Consider the following 18,138-nt stretch of genomic DNA (forward strand, 5'->3'; position numbering starts at 1 on the left):
TAGGTCGCTTCCGAGACCCCGATCTCCCGACAGACGTCCTTCACCTTCCGGCCGCCTTCGACCTGCTTCAGCGTCTGAACAATCTGGCTTTCCGTAAACCGACTCTTGCGCATCTCGGCCTCCTTTGGCTCTAGTGTGCCCGGAGACCTCCAGTTTTCAATGGACCGAATTTACGGGAAGGCGACACGAGCACATTCAATCGGCCATGGACGAGCCCCTGGGCGCCGAGTTCGGCGGGATCATACCGTCTTGTAGCATTGGCGTGGCCTGCTATCCCGCTGACGGAGAGGACGCCGATACCTTGCTGAGCCGTGCGGATGGCGAAATGTACCGGGTGAAGCGGAAAAGGGGAGAAGTAAGGGGGGCGGACCTCGGTAACGTGCGGAATAACCGAACGAAACCGGTCTAGGAAGGCCGCGATTCGAGCTTAAAGCGGTCATTTCGGCCATCAAATGGCACTTCCAGGGAGGGAAGTCATGCGGCGGGCGAATCGCCATCGTCTGCCGGGAAGCGCGTGAACCGCCCCGGGTTTCCCGGAGACTCGTTGGTTTGGGTCACGCCACCTGGTGAGCTATGGGCTCAGAGTTCTCCTTTTGCCTCTGGAAGTTTCCGGCGGAAGGCAAAAGGCAAGGTTTGACCCCGGCGTTTTTCCGCGGATGGAGTGGAACAGCGGCTTCTGCAGGGCGGCTTCTCGATCGATGGTTGGGTACAAACCCTTGCGCGGCCGCTTGCCGGGATGCGGGGTATCGAACCGTTGCGGCCGGGAGACGGTGAATGCGCATTCGTCGTCGAGGCGGCGACCCGGAACGTCCATCGCAGGCGGGCGAGAAAAGGACACCCATGATCTCGTTGCGGCAAACTCGGGAGCATTTCCTTTCCCTCGAGGACTCCATGACCCGAACACTGTTGCTGATCGTCATCTTCTACACGCCGTCGGTATGGGCGGAGCCGCCGGAGCCGATGGTGCCCGCCGACTATTACGACTTCGTGTTCGCGACCGAGACGAGGCTTTCGCCGGATGCTGGCCATGTCGTCTTCGTGCGCAGTCGCGTGGACGATGAACGCCGCAATCGGGAATCGAGCATCTGGATGGTGCCGGCTGATGGCTCGGAATCGGCAAGCCAGTTCACCCAGGGTGAGTCCGATCGTCATCCCCGTTTTTCTCCCGATGGGCGGCAAGTGGCCTTCTTGAGGACCGTCGACGAGGACGCCCAGATTCATCTGATACCCATTGACGGTGGTGAAGCCCATGCCATCACCGAGATTGAACAGGGCAATCTTTCTCACTTTGCCTGGCTGCCTGATGGTCAACACCTGATCGTTACCCTGACCATCGACCCGGCCGTCGAGGATCCCGCGCAGGAGGAGCAGGGGGATGACGCACCGCAGGCGGATGTGAAGGTCTATTCGCGGCCGCTCAGCCGTCGTGAGTCGCAGGGTTGGCTGGATGAGAGCCGCCGCACCTTGTGGTTGCTGGATTCGGCAAGCGGCGAACTCGAGCGTTTGGCAGGGGACGCCGAGTGGAACCACAACAACCCGACGGTTTCGCCCGATGGCCGCTTCCTGGCGTTCAATGTCGACCGCAGCGGCCGCGAGTACGACGGCAGCTTCAATCAGGACATCTACCTGCTCGATCTCGAAAGCCGTGAGGAACGCAAGCTGTCCGCGCCCGATGGGCGTGTCACCGACCCACTGTTCTCGCCCGACGGGCGCCAGGTCGCCTTTCTCTATCAGTCCGACCGTTATCGTCCCGTGGAACTGCACCGCATCGGGATCGACAACGACGACCACAAGGTACTGCACGATGGCATGGACTTCTCCGTTACGCAGGCCTGGTGGCCCGAGGGGTTCGATCGCCCCCTGGTATTGGCGGACTTCCGCGGCAGCCGTCCACTGATTCGCTTGCACCCCGATGGTGACAGCGAGGTGGTCCTCGGTGATGAAGCCGCTCTCAGCGATATCGACTTTGCCGCCGACGGCGAGTCCCTGGCCTTGCTGGTCGAAGACGAAACCCGGATGCCGGAGGTGCACGTCGCCGACAGTGACGGGTTCGAGTCGCGACGCCTGACGGGCTTCAACGACACTCTGTTGGAATCACGTTACCGGACCGAGCTCGAACGCTTCAGCTACGAGGTCGAGGATGGCCGCGCGGTGGATGCGTTCCTGCTACGGCCCAAAGGGTTCGACGCCGGCGATGACTGGCCGCTGGTGTTGAACATTCGTGGCGGTCCGGCGCATATGTGGGGCCATCGCTGGTTCCACGAGTTTCAGATGATCGCGGGCGCGGGCTACGCGATGCTGTTCACCAACTATCGGGGTTCGACCGGCTACGGTTACGAGTTCCAGGCCTCGGTGTACCAGGACTACGGTGGGGTGGACTACCGCGACAACATGCAGGCCCTGGACGCGGCGTTGGAGCGCTACGACTGGATCGACGAGGAGCGCCAGTTTCTGACCGGTGGCAGCCATGGCGGCTTTCTGACCAACTGGATCACCACGCAGACCGATCGCTTCCGCGCGGCGGTCACCCAGCGCAGTGTCTCCAACTGGATCTCTGAGGCCGGCACCCAGGACTACGTGCCGACAAGGATGAATGCCGAGTTTGGCGGCACGATCTGGACGAACTACGACTATTACTGGGGACGCTCACCGCTCAAGTACGCCGACCAGGTGAGTACGCCGACGCTGATCATCCACTCTACCGATGACCGGGTGACCCCGATCGGACAGGGCCAGGAGTGGTTCTACGCGCTGCTTAATAACGACGTAGAGAGCGAGCTGGCGGTATTCGATGGCGAAGGCCACAACCTGTCCCGGGACGGCACTCCGGTGAATCTGGTCAAACGCCTGGAACTCATCCTCGAGTGGTTTGAGAGCCATAAACCGTGATCCGCAGAGCGAGGCATTGATTGCGAGGCTGGGCATAACGGGGTCGGACCTCGGTAACCTACGGAAAAACAGCGGTAAACCGGTCTAGAAAGGGCGCGATTCGAGCTTAAAGCGGTCATTTCGGCCATCAAATGGGCGTTCCAGGGAGGGAAGCCATGCCACGGGCGAATCGCCATCATCTGCCGGGCCATGTCTGGCACGTTACCCATCGTTGTCACAAGCAAGAGTTTCTGCTGAAGTTCGCCCGCGACCGGAGGCTCTGGCGCTACTGGCTGTACCAGGCGCGTCAGCGTTACGGACTCTGTGTGCTCAACTACATAGTGACCTCCAACCATGTACACCTGCTGATGCGCGATGGGGGCGGAGGCGAGATTGCGCGTTCCATGCAGTTGATGGCGGGCCGGGTTGGCCAGTCATACAACCGGCGGAAGGCGCGCAAGGGCGCTTTCTGGGAAGACCGCTACCATGCCACTGCCGTGCAGACCGGGGCCCACCTCGCGCGCTGCCTGGTGTACATCGACTTGAACATGGTCCGGGCTGGGGTGGTGAAGCATCCATCGGAGTGGGAAGCCAGCGGATATCGGGAGATCCAGGCACCACCGGACCGTTACCGAGTCATTGATGAGCAGGCCCTGCTGGATACGCTGGAGATCGGTTCCGTAGCTGAGCTGAGAGAGTGTCATCGTTTGTGGGTGGAGGAGGCGCTGGCCTCGGATCGCGCCAGTCGGGATGAGTGGTGGACGACGGCCGTAGCGGTAGGGGACCGGTCGTATGTGGACGAAGTGCACCGGGCGTTGGGGGTGCGGTCGCCGGGGCGCCACGTTGAACAGACGGGGGATACCGCATGGGTGCGCGACGATGGGGCGAGTTATGGGGTTGATCAACGGTTTTGACGGCGAAATGGGGCGCATAAGCCTCTAGAAAGGGCGGTTGGCGCGATATAAATCCATGAAGTCAGTAGGTTGTCGTGGTCCGACCCCGTCGCCGCCGATATAACGCCATGAAGTCAGTAGGTTGTCGTGGTCCGACCCCGTCGCGGAACGGTTGCTGGCCATCGCGCACTGGGAATCGAAGGATCAGCGCGATGCGATGGAGGCGCACCAGTCGGACGAGGTGCGCCGCATCATTGCAGAGCAGGTGGCGTGTGTGGATGTGCGGGTCATTGGCGAGTTCGCGGACGCCGAATGGCGCGTCGACCCACCCGGAAAGGACGACACGAGTATTCGCTGACGCTTCGGTCGTGGGGATGCCTCAGGTCTGGGCCCGATGGAGATCGGTCGGGATGCCCGGTAACCCATGTGGGAAGAGGACACCCGTGATTTGTTGTTCCGCCAGGTCATCAAGGCGCGGGGGCCTTGAGGACCTGGCACCCCCGTCAGTCCGGCCAGAACGGGGATTGTGAAACTCGAGATGCCCCTCTGTGTTCTATGCTCCCAGATTCGAGGGGATGACAGAGACGGCGAATCATGCCTCGATACAGTGATGGACGCCGCGAGGCGCTGCTGGCGAAGCTGCCGTGCCGCCGCCTCACGGCCTGACGGGGCGAGCAGGCTCTGGTACGGGAGATTTCAGGATGAGCGCGCAAACCATCGGGGAACTGCTGTCTTCCCGTTCCGTTCGCGAGGACCAGGACGCGGTCGTCTCCATGAGCCGCGATGGCTCCGATGCCCTCTCGCGGGGGGAACTGCTCGAACGGGCGGGGCGCCTGGCGGCCGGGCTGCAGCAGGCCGGAGTCGAGCAGGGCGACCGGGTCCTTATCCTGGCTCCCAACAGCGCCGAGTGGGTAGTGTCGGCTCTGGGCGTGATGAATGCCGGTGCGGTCCTGGTGCCCCTGGATACCCAGATGCCGCGCGAGGACCTGGACCACGCGATTTCGGATTCCGCACCGCGGTTCATCTTCACCACCACGAAGCTCAGGGACCGGCTCCCCGAGGCCCTCGGCGAGGTACGCACCTACCTGTTCGATGCGGACGCCGATGCTGCGGATTCCTGGGAGGGGCTTCTTGCGAAGGAGCCGGCAGACCCGGTGGCGCGCCCGGATGATATCGCGGCGATCTTCTATACCTCTGGTACTACGGGGCCGCCGAAGGGCGTACCGCTGACGCATGCCAACCTGAGCAGCAACGTGGAGGCGTTGTGCGACCAGGAGCTCGCGGACGATCGCGATCGGGTGCTGGTGCCCCTGCCGTTTCACCACGTGTATCCATTTACCGTGGGCATCCTGATTCCGCTGACCCTGGGCGCGACGATCATCGTGCCGTTCTCGCTAGTGGGTCCGCAGATCGTGCGCGCGCTTCGCGAGGGCGAGGCCACGGTGATGCTTGGGGTGCCGCGGTTGTACGAGGCCGTGTGGCAGGCCCTGGAAGATCGGGTCGCGGGGCGCGGCGGGCTGGCGGCGTTCGTGTTCCGGCGGATCATCGGTGTCTCCAGGCTGGCGCGCCGCCGGCTCGGTCTCAACCTCGGCCGGAGGCTGCTGAAGGGCCTGCACAGTCGCCTGGCCCCGCGCCTGCGGCTGGTCGTCGCTGGCGGGTCGGCGCTCGATCCGGAGCTGGCGCGCAACCTGCAGGCGCTGGGCTGGGACGTGGCGACCGGCTACGGCCTCAGCGAGACCTCCCCGATCCTGACCTACAACCCGCCGGATCGGCTCAAGATCGAGGCCGCCGGTCTGCCGTTGCCCGGGGTCGAGCTCAAGATCGACGATTCGCAGTCTGGCGACGGGCGTGGCGAGGTGATGGCGCGCGGGCCGAACGTGTTCTCCGGCTACCTGAACCTGCCGGACAAGACCAAGGAAGCCCTGGACGAAGACGGCTGGTACCGCACCGGCGATACCGGCGAGATCGACGATGACGGTTATCTGCACCTGCACGGGCGGGAATCTTCGATGATCGTCCTCTCGGGTGGCGAGAACGTTGACCCGGAACGGGTGGAAGATGCGTTGAAGATGATCGACGACGTACGCGAGGCCGGGGTTCTGGCGCACGAAGATCGCCTGGCCGCTGTCGTTGTGCCCGAATCGGGTCTGCTGCGCGAGGTGACCGGCGACGATCTCGAGAAGCGCCTGAAGGAGGCGGTGAACCGGGCGGCGAAGGAACTGCCAAGCCATCATCGCCCGGGCACGGTGCGCGTTGCGCTCGACCCGTTGCCGCGCACGCGTCTGGGCAAGTTGCGTCGGCACAAGCTGGAAGAGCTGTTCGAGGAGCTGGGTCGGGAGGACACCGTTTCCGAAGCGCGGCCGGAGCCGGTTTCGTCGGAATCCTGGGCGCCGGAAGACCAGCAGCTGCTTTCGGATCCCGCGGCGGAGCAGACATGGACCTATCTTGCCGAACGGTTTCATGACCTGCGTCTGACGCCGGACAGCATGCTGGCAGACGAACTCGGGATCGATTCGCTCAACTGGGTGGATCTGACGCTTGCGCTGGAGGATCGCGCCGCCATCGACCTCGACGATTCGGCGATCGAGCGCGTGGAAACGGTGCGTGACCTGCTGAAGGAGGCGGCCGGAGCCGCGGAGGCGAAGGAAGGGCGAGGGGAGCTCAAGCAGCAGCTCCAGGATCCCGAGTCTTTCCTTGAAGATGTCCAGCAGAGGGCGCTGGAACCGCCGGGATCGGCCGGCCGGGTGGCCGGGCGTCTGCTCCTTGGGTCTACGCGGTTGCTGGCCCGTCTGTTGATGCGCGTGGAGGTGCGGGGCCGTCTCCCGGGGCCAGACGCGGGCCCCCATATCATTGCGCCGCGCCATCTGAGCTTCGTGGACCCGCTGGCGTTGCTGCCGGCGTTCAGCACGCGGCAGCTGGAGGCGCTGTACTGGGCGGGTCTGGAGGCCTATCTGTTTTCCAACCGGTTCTCCCGCGCGTTCAGTCGCATTGCGCGTATTCTGCCGGTCGATCCCGCCGCGGCACCGCGGCGCAGTCTCCTGCAGGCCGCTGCGACGGTGCAGCGTGGCCACAGCCTGGTCTGGTTTCCGGAAGGGCAGCGTTCCCCGGACGGTGATCTCCAGCGCCTGCGGCCCGGCATTGGGCTGGTGCTCGCAGCACAGCCCGTGCCCGTGGTGCCGGTATGGATCGAGGGCACCCGCGAGGTTATGGCCCCGGGCCGGGTGTTCCCGCGGCCTGGCAAGAAGGTGCGCGTGGTCATTGGCGAGCCGATTTCGGTTGATGCCTACGGCAAGGATGAGCGCGAGATCGTGCAGACCCTTCAGGCAGCACTCGGGGACCTGGGAGGAGACCCCGCGGCCGAAGACACGCGAAGAAAAGGACACTCCTGATTTGTTGACGGTCTGACGGGGCCGGACCAGGTTTCCGCGCACACGTCGGGGTCCCGCGCAAGAAAATGGGGTCTACCTTCAGCCCTTGCCTTTTCCCCGTCCGGTTTTTGTGAGCACAAGGCAAGGTCTGAACCCGGCGTCGGGGGTCTCTCTCCTGTGCGGGCGGTGCCGCGGGGCCACATAATGGATGTCAGGTGGTCCTGGCTGTTCGATACGGGGCCGCTCCCCCCTTGCAAGGAGCGGAAGTATGTTCAAGACGGTCCTGGTCCTCGGCCACATCAGCGGTATCCGCATCCAGATCCACGTGAGCTGGGTGTTCATCCTCCTGCTACTGCTGGCGACCATGAGCACCGGCTTCCACTACCAGTTTCCGGAGTGGACGCTGCCGATGGTGGTGGGTACCGCGGTGGTGACGGCCCTGTTGTTCTTTGCCTCCATTCTGGCCCATGAGCTGGGCCACAGCGTGGTGGCCATCCGACGGGGTGTGCCGGTGGAATCGATCACCTTGTTCATCTTCGGCGGGCTGGCCCAGATGGGAAGGGACACCGAGCGCGCGGACGACGAGTTCTGGATCGCGATTTCCGGGCCAGCAGTCAGTGTGGGCCTGGCGCTGACCTTCGGGGGGCTCGCGCAGATCGCCTCCGGTTGGTACGAGCCGGTGTCGGTGGCGCTGGGCTGGCTGGCGTTCATCAACCTGGTGGTGGCGGTATTCAACCTCATCCCCGGTTTTCCGCTGGACGGGGGACGGGTGTTCCGGGCGCTGGTGTGGAAGATCACCGGCGACCCGCGTAAGGCGGTGGCGGCCGCAGTCTGGGGCGGGCGGATGGTGGCGTTCCTCCTGTTCGGCTTCGGTTTCTGGAATCTCGTAGTGATCGGCAACCTGATCGGCGGCGTCTGGATCATGCTGATCGCCTGGTTCCTGCTGACCATGGCCGAAGGGCAGGGGCGGATGTACGAGATGCGCGACCGGCTGGCGGGTGTCCGCGCGCGGGATCTGGCCGATCCGGAGCCGCCCTTCGTCAGCCCGGATGCGTCCATCCAGGAGTGGATCGACCAGGGCGTCCTGCCGGATGGGCGCCGCTCCTTTCTGGTCGGCGAGCCAGAGCGGGTGCAGGGGCTGGTGACCTTGAGCGACAGCCGCAAGGTGCCGCGGGAGCGGTGGGCGACCACCCGGATCGCCGACATCATGACCCCCGCGGATTCGCTGAGACAGGTTGCGCCGGATACGCAGGCCGAGGAGATCCTGCAGCTCATGAGTGAGCACAACCTCAACCAGATCCCGGTGCTGGAGGCATCCGGCCGGGCCATTGGCTGGATCGACCGCCAGAAGCTCCTGCGCACCATCGAGATCCACATGGAGGTCAAGCGCTAGAACCAGGGAGACAAAGGGGGGCAGCCATGGAAGGCCAACTGCACAGGGACGCATCACCTTGGGAAGGGCCGGGCCCGATACGCTCGCGTGTATCTGATACCGTGGGCTGCAGCAATCACAGGAGTGCTGGACATGACGTCGATGAATGTACCGGTGGAGGAGTTCACCACCCCCGACCCCGTCACTGCCAACGAAGATATGGCGATCGACGAGCTGAGAGAAGAAGAGGACACCCATGATCTGCTTGACGGTCTGAGGCGGTCGGGCTCGGTTTTCGGGTGAGGCCATGGGCCAAGGAGGGTCCTGATGACGCGAGCCAGGAAGGGGCTCGTCTCGGTCGAGGCGACACCGTAATTACCGCTGCATTTGTCGCTGTGTTCGCCGCGCGTGTTTGTGTGGCGAGGATTTATATTCCGCATGACGAGCTCGGGCCTCGTTACCATCGACAGGGTCAATCCGATCGCCGCGCGATCAGGTCCGTCACCGCGCGGATAAGCTGCCACTGGCCGATGAGGCCCACGCCTTGCGGATCGATGTGGGAGAAGCCATCGATCAGGTGCAGGTCGGCGTCGCCGATTGCACGGGCGAGGCGCTCGCTTTCGGTGTGCGGGATCATCGTGTCGGCTCGACCGTGGATCAGGATGGCACCGTTGGAAAGATGCGAGAGGTCGCGGTTGGTCAGGGACAGCATCTCGATGGCCGCCTGCGCGCTGGCCGGGAGATCGTCCAGGAGCGCCGGGACGCGCTCCTGGTCATCGTTCAGGATTAACGCCAATAGGCTTCGCCCCTCATCGCCGAGATCATCGGCCACGTCGTCGATGGGGGCCTCGGAGTCGCCCATGCGCCGCCGCGCGATTTCTTCGAGAATCGCGCGGTCTTCGCGGTCATTCAGCATGTGCAGATTGCCGCGCAGGAAGATCCACTTCGCCTGCGGGTCAGGCGTGCGCGTCTGCCAGTGGGCCGATCCGGGCTCCCGGAACGCCCCTGTGGTGGAGAAGGTGATCACGTTCTTCGTGTCGTAGTAGCCGCCGATCGCGACCAGGAAGTCGATGGCCTCCTCCCCCTCCGGCGTCAGCGTCGCCAGGACTGCAAGGCCCACGGCATAAGAGATCGCCGCGACCCCCACCTCTTGTTCATCGGTGGCGCGGTCCACCTCCAGACGGGCCAGTAGGGCCGCGGCATCACCGATGGCAGCGGCATCCTCGGGGCGCACACTGAGGTCTTTCGTACCCTGCAGGTCGGGCACCAGCACCAGGAAGCGTGCCCGCGCCAGCGTAGTGGCGAGTTGCACCAGCCGGCGGTCGTCCTTGCCCTGTGGCGTGAAGCCCGGCACGAGGACGATGCGGGCCCCCACATCCTGCTGGGGATGATAGAGGTCGGCCGCGATGTCACCTTCGCCCGTCTCGAGCGTGAGCGTTTGGCGCACGGGCTCGGGTGTGCGGGCCTTCAGCGTGCTCGGTCCCGCGCCGGCCTCGATGTCCTGCAGCACGCGCGTTGCCTCCCAGCTCTGGGTGCTAATGCAGCCGGTAAGGATCAGGAGACCCAGCAACACAGCAGCGATGCGAAGCATGCGACTACTCTCCTGTCAGATGAGCTGTATCACTCCCGTCGGTACCCTAAGTCTATATCCGGAGTGACCGGGTCGGACCTCCAGCAGTAGTTTGCAATCAAGAGGTTGCTGCCGGATCGGGATCTTATAACGGGGTCGGACCGCGGTAACGCACGGAAAAGGCAAGGTCTGACCCCGGCGTGGCTTACGCAGTAATCCGGCTGCCGCGGAACGAAGCCGGTCCAGTAGTCGGGCTCAATCTGGCATCGTGGAGGCGTTCGATTCGTTCCGGCAATGAAAAGGAAGGGGCCATGGCGAATACTCGGTATGTGACCGCGAATCGATTGACTGAGGAGTCGAAGGCGATTCAGGCGAAGGGGCGGAATCTGGTCCTGATCCTGGGCCTTCCGGTCGCGGTTGCGGCCTTCTTCATTCATCCGCTCGTAGGGCTCGTAGCGCTTGCGGGCGTGGCGGCCCTGTATGGAAGCATCGGTGGCAGCGCGGTGATCGAGGCGGGGGCGCGCGGCGAGGATGCGGCCCTGGACTGGCTTTCGAAGCTCCCGGATTCATTTGCGATCTTCAATCAGATGGATCTGCCCAGCGAACAGTCCCGCACCGGGATGGTGGAGACCGACCTGGTGGTGACCGGACCGGAGGCGGTGTTCGTGATCGAGGTGAAGCACAACAACGGGGCGATCGACTGTGACGAGAGCCGGTCGCAATGGACCGTGAGCAAGACGGGGCGTCGCGGAAACCGCTATGGCGAGGAGATGCGCAATCCCATCAGGCAGGTGAAGAAGCAGGTGTGGTTGCTGAGTGAATATCTGAAGAGCCGCAAGGCGAAGCGCTGGATCCAGCCGATCGTGCTGTTCACCCACCCGGATGTCTCGCTGGGGCGTTCTTCCGACCTGTCGGTACCCGTGCTCACCGGCCCCGAGGTGGTCGAGTACATCCGGAACTTCAAGCCGGAGCGGCCGCGCCCGGTGAAGGAGAACACGGTGCAGGCCATCGCGACCCTGAAGGGCTGAATCGGCCAGAGAAATAGCGGCGTCGGACCACGCTAAGAGTTGAATCTCTATGGGGTCAGACCTTGCCGTTTGCCCCTGGAGGGTTCCGGCGGGAACGAAAGGCCAGGTCTGATCCCGACGGCTGCTATGGGTGCACGGCGGTGTTCTGTCCGAACTGGATCTGCCAGCCGTGGTGATCGTGGCGCTCGAACAGGAAGCTCATACGCGTGTGCAGCTCGCCGTCGCCGCGGTCCGGTAGGCCTTCCGGCATGGATTCAATGCCCGCAACCCGAAACATGACTTCTGCGAAGGCGGTGTCGTCGCCGAGCAGGATGATGTCCTGTACGTCGACGCTTAGCGAGGTTCCGGCAAAGGGGCCCTGCAGCAAGTCCGTATGCCGTTGTGCATTGCTCGAACGGTCCTCGAGGCGCGTGCCGACGAGATTGATTACCCCGGCGTTCTCCGCATAGTCGCGAGCCCAGGCCTCGCCATCGCCGGCTTCCCATGCGGCCCCCTTGGCCTCCAGGATGCGCTGGATCTCGCCGTCGTCGGCCCAAGCAGGGGCCGCCATGAGTGCGGCCAGGGGCAAGGCGATCAGTAGGAACGGTTTCCTGGACATGCAAGCTCCGGATGGTGTTTGTGACAGGCGCCCCTGTGTACAGGAGTGGCGGCCTGAGTGCCAGTGAGCCCGCGCTATGGGGTCTACTGCGGATTTGGCAGGCCGGCGTCGCCAGAGGAGCAGCCGCGGCGCCTTCCCGCACAAATAGGCCCCGCCGCGTCGGCTTGAGTGGCACAATGGATATGCGCGCCGCGCGTGGTTGTGAGGCGTATTTGTGTGTCCCCGCACAGACGGGCGAGGGCTGGCTACGCAGAGTTTTCGGGTGGGTTGGCAATGTCACAGACCAGTCATTCATGAGGATTGCGGGATGGATTGGAGTTATACGGGCAACCAACCCTTAGCGCGCGTGGCGACGTGTCTCGAGCCCCTTCGGGCTTGGGGCCCCTATCCCGCAATGCTGCGTTGGATCCCGTGCCGGAAGAATGACTACTGGTCTGCGTGACGCGTCTGGTCCCGGGAACAATGGGGCACCGACGCGGACGGGGCCGTTGATCAGGGGGGCCTTCAGGGGCTCTCAAGGAGAAGACATGAACAAACCAGCCATCCTGCAACCCGAGGCGAACTCTCGGGTGGCGAAGCAGTGCGAGTATCTCGCGGAGCAGTACGGGGCGCAGGTGTTGCGGCCGCTGTACCAATCCCTCAGGGGGTCCATCGGCGACGAGACTCTGACCGGCCTCGATGCGCCCGGCCGGGATGCCAATCCGGTGGATCAGGCCTGGTTTCTGGTGAAGCTACTCGGCGCCGATGATGCACTCCGGGCGATCGAGGGCGCGGTACGCGAATACGCCCAGGATCCAAGGGCCTCGCTGGAGTCGCATCTGCACGTGGTCGAGGCGTGGGGTGAACCCAAGGCCAAGGCGGGTTGAGCATGGATCGGCGTTGGCGGTCCTGCCTGAACTGGCGGGCGCGCTTGCCCGTCAGAAAGAGGAGAAAGAGGACACCCACGGTCTTCGATATGTTTGAAACCGTACGGACGCCAGCCTGACATCGGCCTATTTTTTCGAGCGTGGAAAGCGGCCCGGCATCAAAGCAAAGGTCGGAAGGCGCCCCGCACGATGGGCATAAATCTCGTGACACTGCGCAGGATATTCGGATGGAAGGAGTGACATGATGGCCAGAGACAATTTGCCGACCGTGGATTGGCAGGACGGGCAGAACGCGGATCGGGTGAAGATGCAGGTGAGGCGCGAGGAGCCGGTGATCATGAAGATGCCACCGGGCATGGACTGGTCGGTGGATGGGGGTGAGTTCAAGTGCACAGCCGATCCCGACAGAGGGATGCAATGCGACTGCGAAGGCGGCCTGTTGCGGAAACTGGCGGAGCTCAACAATATGCCAGAGCTGAAGGAAATCGCGGACGCCTGCGAGTATTCGAGTTCCCGCGTCGATATCGACCCCGCCGGCGCGCGTATCATCGTCCACGACTGATTTTCCCGGGAGCCGCGAGGGCGGCAAGGGCTCAGGCCGTCCTTCCGCGCCGCGCCTCCACCCAAGCGGCAAGGGCTTCTCCAATGTCCCGCGCTCGTTGATGTCTCACAACATCACGACGTGTGGCGCTGTTATATTGTGCGGCGTTTCGCTGACCCATCGCGGGGTCAACGCGAAACATGTCGCCGACCAGCAGATCGACGGGTCGGGACTCACTCACGACCCACGATAGGGACTGGCTGAATGGCACAGGGCGCACCGAACCCGCTGAGGTCGCTTTCATCCGAAAAAGTGGTGGGTCTGAGCACGCTGTTCGTCGCCCTGGCGGCGTTTTCCTGGGGGCTGTCCGGCGGGATTGGGGGCATTCTCACGGGCCAGGGTTGGGATCCGGTGGTGGTGTCGTTCTACCGGGGCGCGATCGGGCTGCTGTTCGTGCTCGCCTGGCTTGCGATTCGCCCGCATGGCAGCGGATTGGCCAGTGGCCGCATGTGGTTCTGGTCGGCGATCGCCGGCCTGGGGGTCGCGGGCAACTTCACCTTCTACTTCCTGAGCATCGCCGAGGGCAGTGTCGCGGTGGCTGCGACACTGATGTACTGCGCGCCGGTATTCGTTTATCTCGTCTCTTTTGCACTCGGGCTCGAAAAACCCACCCTGTTCAAGTGGCTCGCGATCGCGATGGTCATGCTGGGTGTGGTGCTGCTGACGGGTATTTACGATATCGGTGCCGGTGACGTGACGCCGATCGCCGCCGGGGCCGGTCTGGCTTCCGGGCTGTCCTACGCGGTCTTCATCTTCGGGTTCAAGTTCGCGGCACCCCACGGCAGCCCGCAGGCGATTCTGGTGATCGCGTTCGCGGTCCTGGTCGTCATCCTGTTCGGGCTGGGCGATCCCGACCAGACCGTGGCTGTGCTGAGCACGCCGAGCTGGCCGTTGTTCGTGATACTGGGCGTGCTGGGCGCCGGATTGTCGTTCATTTTCTACATTATCGGCCTGAACCACACGGCACCCGCTGTCGCGTCCATCGTGGCGATGGTCGAGCCGGTGACTGCGTCGCTGTTCGGCGTGGTGTTCCTGAGCGAGACCCTGGGCGCACTCCAGGTCTTTGGCATGGGACTGATCCTGCTGACCGTGACCGCCCTGAGCGTCTATTCCAGCTCGCAGAAGCAATCGGTTCCGCCCCAACCTCGCGCTGATTAGCGCTTGAACTTGCTCCGGGGAGCTGGATTCGTGGGGTCCGATATCGCCGTCACGGCTCAACTTCCGAAAATGTTTCGAAAGAGACAAAGGGATGAGAATGAGGGTCAAGATGACTCATCCCTGCTAATCTGAACTAGGGATCGGGCGGCGCGGACGTCTCCCGGTGTTTACTGGTCAGCGGCCTTGCCCAAGGAGCCCAGTGATGCACGAGCCTGTCCACTCCCACCCCTGCTGCGGTACCGAACACCCCGGGGGGGGCATGTCGTGCCTGTGCGGCCGGCCGGAGACCATGCGCGCCATGCAGCGTATCGAGGCGGACATCAGCCGCCGGCGTATGCTGGGAGGCATGGCGGCGCTGGTGGGCATGTTCGCCGGGTTCCGAGTAGCGGCCGGGCCGGATGAGCGGCCGGGCCTGCCGGATCGCCCCCTGCTACTGGTGAATCTGCGGCTGTTCGATGGCCAGTCCCTCCATCTGAGGGAAGGCGTGGCGGTTTTGATCCAGGGTGAGCGGATCGTCGATCTGATCACGCCGGACGCAGCGCCCGAGGGTGTTCTGCGTGTGGATTGCGGAGGACGGGTGGTGATGCCCGGACTCATCGATGCCCACTGGCATACCACCCTGGCGGGGGTGGACATGCGCACCGCCCTGACGGCGGATCCGGCCTACATTCACCTGCAGGCGGCGCGCGAGGCGCGGGCGACGCTGATGCGTGGTTTCACCACGGTGCGCGACGTGGGCGGCCCCGCCTTCGCTCTCAAGCGCGCCATTGACGAAGGCGTTACCCCGGGGCCGCGCATCTTCCCCTCCGGCGCGATGATCAGCCAGACCTCGGGGCACGGTGATTTCCGCATGCGCCATGAAGTACCGCGCACGGCCCTGTCTGGCCCCACCCAGACGGAGCTTTCCGGGGTTTCGGTGATCGCCGACGGCGCCGACGAGGTGCTCCGTCGCGCGCGGGAACAGCTCATGCTGGGCGCAAGCCAGATCAAGCTAATGGCTGGTGGCGGTGTGGCCTCCCTCTACGATCCCCTGGATAGCGTGCAGTACACCGAGCGGGAGTTGCGCGCGGGTGTCGAGGCTGCCAGGGACTGGGGCACCTACGCCACGGTGCACGTTTACGTGCCCGCAGGGATCAAGCGCGCCATCCGCGCCGGTGTCGGCTGCATCGAACACGGCCAGCTGGCAGACGAGGAGGCGGTCCGCATGATGGCGGGCGAGGGCGTCTGGTGGAGCCTGCAGCCATTTCTCCAGGACGAGGACTCCAACGTTTACCGGGATCCGGAACAGGTGGCGAAGCAGACGCGGGTGGCCAGGGGTACGGAACAGGCCTACGCGTGGGCACGCTAGCATGAGGTACAGACCGCCTGGGGCACGGACATCCTGTTTGCCCCCGACAAGACCCATACCCAGGGGCGTCAGCTGGCCAAGATGACCCGCTTCTGCGAACCCCTCGAGGTACTGCGCATGGCTACTGGGGACAACGGCCGCTGCCTGGCGTTATCCGGGCCGCGCGCGCCCTACGGCAGCGGTCTGGGGGTTGTTCAGCCCGGCGGCCTGGCAGACCTGCTGGTGGTCGACGGGGAGCCGGAGCGGGATCTGTCCTTCCTGGCGGAGCCGGAGAACTCGTTGCGGTTGATCATGAAGGGCGGGCGGATGTACCGGAACACCCTGTAAAGTCGCTGCCGGCAGGGCTCAGAATTCTACCTGCGGATTTAGTAGTCGGCGGGTTGGCGGCGGATGGGCAAAGGGCAAGGTTCGACCCCGGGCATTTCGGCTGGCAGTGGATGGGCAAAGGGCAAGGTCAGCCCCGGTCATCTCGCCTGCGCGAGGATGGGACTCGGGGGGCGGTCTACTCGAGCGCGCAGAGGCAGTCGGTTCCGTCTCAAGCAAGCGCTGAGTGGCGCCTGGGCCTGGAACCGGCCCGGTGCAGTCCGGGATGGTGGCGTGGAATCACGCCAAATATCGGTTGATCTGGCTATCGCGGGTGGTAGATGGTCACCAGGACTGACGCGTCTTCCAGCGCCTTGAGGGCATGGGACTGCCCCCCATCCAGATAGATCAGGGCACCGGCGGTGAGTCGCTGGACCTTGTCTTCCCCGATACGGAAATCGACCGAGCCCTCCAGGCATTGGACCGTGATCTCTCCGGGTACGGCGTGATCACTGAACTCTTCGCCTTTGGGGAGCACGACGCGGAAGACTTGCAAGTGTTCCGAACGCAGCAGCGTTGCACTTTTTGATCCGCGCAGTTCTTTCCCCAGGGGGCGGACGTCCACGATCTCTCCGGGTGTGGCGTGGTGCAATGCCATGTTGTGCTCCAGCAGCTTTCTACAATGGCGGGGCGCGCAGGCCTCAGCGGAGTGGGCGCACCTCGGCAATGTCGGACAGCGCGATTGGCACGACCATGTAGCCGCTGCCGAAGCGTCGGCGCACACGGATGTGCTCCTCCTCGATTCCGAGCAGTTCGCCATCGCGGGTGCGCCCGTCGGCGAGCTGGATGCGGATATTGCGGCCGATGTGGTCGCCCAGGGCATTCAGTGCGATGTTCGGGACTGGCGATAAATCGGGTGCCGTGGCCGAGGCGGCCGGGCCCGTATGCAAGTTCGTATTCTCGGTCGTCGTCGGTCTGGCGGGGCCCGGGGTGACGGGGCGCAGATCGACGCGACCGTAGTGTTTTCCGGCCACGGTTAGGCTGGACTCGACCCGACGTAGCAGGTGGGTCGGGGTGTCGGCGTTGGCCCAGAGGAGCGTCGGGTTGTCGATCGGGCCAATGCGCAGCGAAACGTCCTTGGGATCCTCGATGAAGCGTCCGTAGGCATCGACCATGCCGGGCCCGGGCTGCACGCCGAAGGGTCGCCAGGCCTCGACCCAGGCGCCTTTGTGGTGCTCGGTATAGTCCTCGAGAGCCATCTCCATCTCGTTCGCGCAGAATTCCATCAGTGCAGGGTAGTACCCCCGGTCCGCGTACCCCACGGTCAAGGATTGTAGCGAGGCGGTCACTAGCGCCGGAGCGAGATCGCGAACCCGGTTCGAGGTGGCCTGGATGTCGAAGTGTCCGGTGGAGGAGCCCTGGCCCAGTGGGCCCATGCCGAACGTGCTTTGCACGGTCAGGCTGTTGCGGTCCTCTTCGAGGTGGTAGTGGGCGCCGAAGTCCAGCGGGATGTCGCGATAGCCGAGGGCGGCCATCAGCGCATCCGGCGGGGCGGCCTGATAGGCCCCGCAGCCGGCAGTGTCGAGCCACAGCGCAGGCGTGTCGCCCTGCGCGCCTGCGGCGATGCCGGCGGGCAGGGTCAGCCCGTGCACGGAAAACCCGAGCTGCCGCGGTAGGCGTCGGGCATCCAGCGTGTGCCGAAGCCGGGCGAGCCGCCACAGGTTTCCGGCTTCCAGGGTGATGCGGTCTGCGCGCATGCGGCCGATGGCCGTGTTGTTGGGTTCAAACAGCAGCCCGTTGACGTGCAGTTCGCCCCCGAGGCCGAACCCGACGTCGGAGTAGTGCAACGTGCCGAGCGGCTGGAGCATCTCCACCATGTCGTCGAGCTTCTGCTCGACCTGCCGGACCTCGTAGTGGTAATACCCGACACCGGCGGCGGCGACCACGAGGCCGCCCGCGATCAGTTTCCCTGGCATGTTTCTCTCCCTGTTTTGACTCATCCGGGCCGCGCGATACCGGACCCGACAGCGGGATTGCCTTGTCCCGCGCCAACAAGATACCCACTCCGGGACATTTCCGCACTGCGGTCGAGGCTCGCTACGCGTCGGGGGGCTATCTAGGGATTGAGCCCGCCGGCGGGATGGACGGAAGCCGGGCCCCCACGG

The 18,138-nt window shown here is 64.4% G+C and carries 14 protein-coding genes and 4 pseudogenes; 13 read left to right on the top strand and 5 right to left on the bottom strand.

Features of this window, described 5'->3' with window-relative positions:
- Positions 1 to 113: transposase (locus D573_RS0108575; RefSeq protein WP_018649543.1), on the bottom strand; the 113-nt coding region annotated here is incomplete at its 3' end.
- Positions 114 to 178: 65 nt separating this feature from the next.
- Here D573_RS0108575 and D573_RS0108580 point away from each other — a divergent pair.
- The 8 genes and pseudogenes from D573_RS0108580 to D573_RS14585 form a co-directional block, all read left to right on the top strand.
- Positions 179 to 409: pseudogene (locus tag D573_RS0108580) on the top strand (diguanylate cyclase domain-containing protein); the annotation flags it as partial.
- Positions 410 to 891: 482 nt separating this feature from the next.
- Positions 892 to 2,889: a S9 family peptidase gene (locus D573_RS0108585; protein WP_018938170.1), complete on the top strand. Its 1,998-nt coding sequence runs from the start codon at positions 892 to 894 to the stop codon at positions 2,887 to 2,889.
- Between the two features lie 155 nt (positions 2,890 to 3,044).
- Positions 3,045 to 3,782: a transposase gene (locus D573_RS0108590; RefSeq protein ID WP_018938169.1), complete on the top strand. Its 738-nt coding sequence runs from the start codon at positions 3,045 to 3,047 to the stop codon at positions 3,780 to 3,782.
- A 151-nt stretch (positions 3,783 to 3,933) separates the two neighbouring features.
- A pseudogene (locus D573_RS0108595) lies at positions 3,934 to 4,119 on the top strand (hypothetical protein); the annotation flags it as partial.
- Between the two features lie 343 nt (positions 4,120 to 4,462).
- Entirely contained in the window at positions 4,463 to 7,150 is a 2,688-nt protein-coding gene (locus D573_RS0108600; RefSeq protein WP_018938167.1) for an AMP-binding protein, read from the top strand.
- 247 nt (positions 7,151 to 7,397) lie between these two features.
- A complete protein-coding gene (locus tag D573_RS0108605) occupies positions 7,398 to 8,522 on the top strand; it encodes a site-2 protease family protein (protein ID WP_018938166.1) in 1,125 nt (374 codons plus the stop codon).
- Between the two features lie 132 nt (positions 8,523 to 8,654).
- Complete coding sequence (locus D573_RS14685; RefSeq protein ID WP_018938165.1) at positions 8,655 to 8,804, top strand: hypothetical protein; 150 nt, start codon at positions 8,655 to 8,657, stop codon at positions 8,802 to 8,804.
- Between the two features lie 24 nt (positions 8,805 to 8,828).
- A pseudogene (locus D573_RS14585) lies at positions 8,829 to 8,937 on the top strand (transposase); the annotation flags it as partial.
- Positions 8,938 to 8,973: 36 nt separating this feature from the next.
- Here the strand turns inward: D573_RS14585 and D573_RS0108615 are convergent.
- Positions 8,974 to 10,092, bottom strand: coding sequence for an alpha/beta hydrolase (locus D573_RS0108615; protein WP_018938164.1), 1,119 nt, complete (start codon positions 10,090 to 10,092; stop codon positions 8,974 to 8,976).
- Positions 10,093 to 10,382: 290 nt separating this feature from the next.
- On the opposite strand from D573_RS0108615, the gene D573_RS0108620 reads away from it, so the two are divergent.
- On the top strand, positions 10,383 to 11,099 hold the full coding sequence (locus D573_RS0108620; protein ID WP_018938163.1) for a nuclease-related domain-containing protein: 717 nt from the start codon (positions 10,383 to 10,385) through the stop codon (positions 11,097 to 11,099).
- A gap of 124 nt (positions 11,100 to 11,223) precedes the next feature.
- Here D573_RS0108620 and D573_RS0108625 read toward each other — a convergent pair whose 3' ends face one another.
- Positions 11,224 to 11,697, bottom strand: coding sequence for an SgcJ/EcaC family oxidoreductase (locus D573_RS0108625; RefSeq protein ID WP_018938162.1), 474 nt, complete (start codon positions 11,695 to 11,697; stop codon positions 11,224 to 11,226).
- 527 nt (positions 11,698 to 12,224) lie between these two features.
- Between D573_RS0108625 and D573_RS0108630 the strand changes: the two genes are divergently transcribed.
- The 4 genes and pseudogenes from D573_RS0108630 to D573_RS0108645 all read left to right on the top strand — a co-directional run bounded on the left by D573_RS0108630 (position 12,225) and on the right by D573_RS0108645 (position 15,997).
- Positions 12,225 to 12,563, top strand: coding sequence for a hypothetical protein (locus D573_RS0108630; RefSeq protein WP_018144270.1), 339 nt, complete (start codon positions 12,225 to 12,227; stop codon positions 12,561 to 12,563).
- 241 nt (positions 12,564 to 12,804) lie between these two features.
- Positions 12,805 to 13,125: a hypothetical protein gene (locus tag D573_RS0108635; RefSeq protein ID WP_018938161.1), complete on the top strand. Its 321-nt coding sequence runs from the start codon at positions 12,805 to 12,807 to the stop codon at positions 13,123 to 13,125.
- Between the two features lie 243 nt (positions 13,126 to 13,368).
- The gene (locus D573_RS0108640) at positions 13,369 to 14,322 is read left to right on the top strand and encodes a DMT family transporter (RefSeq protein WP_051076215.1); all 954 of its coding nucleotides are present in this window, start codon (positions 13,369 to 13,371) and stop codon (positions 14,320 to 14,322) included.
- A 202-nt stretch (positions 14,323 to 14,524) separates the two neighbouring features.
- Positions 14,525 to 15,997 (top strand): annotated as a pseudogene (locus D573_RS0108645) (amidohydrolase family protein).
- Between the two features lie 301 nt (positions 15,998 to 16,298).
- Here the strand turns inward: D573_RS0108645 and D573_RS0108655 are convergent.
- Together D573_RS0108655 and D573_RS0108660 are read right to left on the bottom strand one after the other, a co-directional pair.
- Positions 16,299 to 16,631 carry a cupin domain-containing protein gene (locus tag D573_RS0108655; RefSeq protein ID WP_018938157.1) on the bottom strand — a complete coding sequence of 111 codons (333 nt, stop codon included), beginning with the start codon at positions 16,629 to 16,631 and terminating at the stop codon, positions 16,299 to 16,301.
- Positions 16,632 to 16,674: 43 nt separating this feature from the next.
- A complete protein-coding gene (locus tag D573_RS0108660) occupies positions 16,675 to 17,949 on the bottom strand; it encodes a hypothetical protein (protein WP_018938156.1) in 1,275 nt (424 codons plus the stop codon).
- Positions 17,950 to 18,138 lie beyond the last annotated feature (189 nt).

Source organism: Thioalkalivibrio sp. AKL9 (assembly GCF_000377825.1).
Taxonomy (GTDB): domain Bacteria; phylum Pseudomonadota; class Gammaproteobacteria; order Ectothiorhodospirales; family Ectothiorhodospiraceae; genus Thioalkalivibrio; species Thioalkalivibrio versutus.

Coding starts and splice junctions, on each gene's coding strand:
- D573_RS0108655 (WP_018938157.1), bottom strand. CDS start 16,631: ATGGCATTGCACCACGCCACACCCGGAGAGATCGTGGACGTCCGCCCC.
- D573_RS0108605 (WP_018938166.1), top strand. CDS start 7,398: ATGTTCAAGACGGTCCTGGTCCTCGGCCACATCAGCGGTATCCGCATC.
- D573_RS0108640 (WP_051076215.1), top strand. CDS start 13,369: ATGGCACAGGGCGCACCGAACCCGCTGAGGTCGCTTTCATCCGAAAAA.
- D573_RS0108620 (WP_018938163.1), top strand. CDS start 10,383: ATGGCGAATACTCGGTATGTGACCGCGAATCGATTGACTGAGGAGTCG.
- D573_RS0108630 (WP_018144270.1), top strand. CDS start 12,225: ATGAACAAACCAGCCATCCTGCAACCCGAGGCGAACTCTCGGGTGGCG.
- D573_RS0108600 (WP_018938167.1), top strand. CDS start 4,463: ATGAGCGCGCAAACCATCGGGGAACTGCTGTCTTCCCGTTCCGTTCGC.
- D573_RS0108615 (WP_018938164.1), bottom strand. CDS start 10,092: ATGCTTCGCATCGCTGCTGTGTTGCTGGGTCTCCTGATCCTTACCGGC.
- D573_RS0108625 (WP_018938162.1), bottom strand. CDS start 11,697: ATGTCCAGGAAACCGTTCCTACTGATCGCCTTGCCCCTGGCCGCACTC.
- D573_RS0108635 (WP_018938161.1), top strand. CDS start 12,805: ATGATGGCCAGAGACAATTTGCCGACCGTGGATTGGCAGGACGGGCAG.
- D573_RS0108585 (WP_018938170.1), top strand. CDS start 892: ATGACCCGAACACTGTTGCTGATCGTCATCTTCTACACGCCGTCGGTA.
- D573_RS0108660 (WP_018938156.1), bottom strand. CDS start 17,949: ATGCCAGGGAAACTGATCGCGGGCGGCCTCGTGGTCGCCGCCGCCGGT.
- D573_RS0108590 (WP_018938169.1), top strand. CDS start 3,045: ATGCCACGGGCGAATCGCCATCATCTGCCGGGCCATGTCTGGCACGTT.
- D573_RS14685 (WP_018938165.1), top strand. CDS start 8,655: ATGACGTCGATGAATGTACCGGTGGAGGAGTTCACCACCCCCGACCCC.